Raw genomic sequence first — 1,079 nt, 5'->3', positions numbered from 1 at the left:
TGCTGGTGGAGCGGGAGCGGGCGTTGTACGGGTCCTGGTACGAGTTCTTCCCGCGTTCGGAGGGCACGCGCGAGCAGCCGCACGGCACGTTCGCCACGGCGGCCCGCAGACTCCCGGCGATCGCGGCGATGGGCTTCGACGTGGTCTACCTGCCGCCGATCCATCCGATCGGCAGCACGTTCCGCAAGGGGAGGAACAACACCCTCTCCCCCGGCCCGGACGATGTCGGTGTGCCCTGGGCGATCGGCTCGCCCGAGGGCGGTCACGACGCCGTGCACCCGGACCTGGGCACGCTGGAGGACTTCGTCCGGTTCGTGCGGCGGGCGCGGGAGCTGGGCATGGAGGTGGCGCTGGACTTCGCTTTGCAGTGCTCCCCGGATCATCCCTGGGTGCACAAGCATCCGGAGTGGTTCCACCACCGCCCGGACGGCACCATCGCCTATGCGGAGAACCCGCCGAAGAAGTACCAGGACATCTACCCCATCGCCTTCGACGCCGACATGGACGGTCTGGTCGCCGAGACGGTGCGGGTGCTGCGGCACTGGATGGACTGCGGGGTGCGGATCTTCCGGGTGGACAATCCGCACACCAAGCCGGTGGTGTTCTGGGAGCGGGTCATCGGGGAGGTCAACCGCACCGACCCGGACGTGATCTTCCTGGCGGAGGCGTTCACCCGGCCGGCGATGATGCACACCCTGGCCCAGATCGGCTTCCAGCAGTCGTACACGTACTTCACCTGGCGCAACACCAAGCAGGAGCTGACCGAGTACCTGACGGAACTCTCCGGTGAGGCCGCGTCCTACATGCGGCCGAACTTCTTCGCCAACACCCCCGACATCCTGCCCGCCTACCTCCAGCACGGCGGCCGGCCCGCCTTCGAGGTCCGGGCCGTCCTCGCGGCGACCCTCTCTCCCACCTGGGGCATCTACTCCGGCTACGAGCTGTGTGAGAACACCCCGCTGAAGGAGGGCGGCGAGGAGTACCTGGACTCGGAGAAGTACCAGCTCAGGCACCGCGACTGGGCCACCGCCGAACGCGAGGGCCGCACCATCACCCCGCTGCTCACCCGGCTCAACACC

At 68.4% G+C, this 1,079-nt stretch carries 1 pseudogene; it reads left to right on the top strand.

The annotated features are described in order from the left end of the window. Positions 1-1,079: pseudogene (locus C1J00_RS43520) on the top strand (alpha-1,4-glucan--maltose-1-phosphate maltosyltransferase); the annotation flags it as partial.

This window comes from Streptomyces cahuitamycinicus, from assembly GCF_002891435.1.
GTDB classification, from domain to species: Bacteria; Actinomycetota; Actinomycetes; order Streptomycetales; family Streptomycetaceae; genus Streptomyces; species Streptomyces cahuitamycinicus.
The sequence above is the reverse complement of the archived record's forward strand: the minus strand, read 5'-3'. Positions and strand labels throughout refer to the sequence as shown.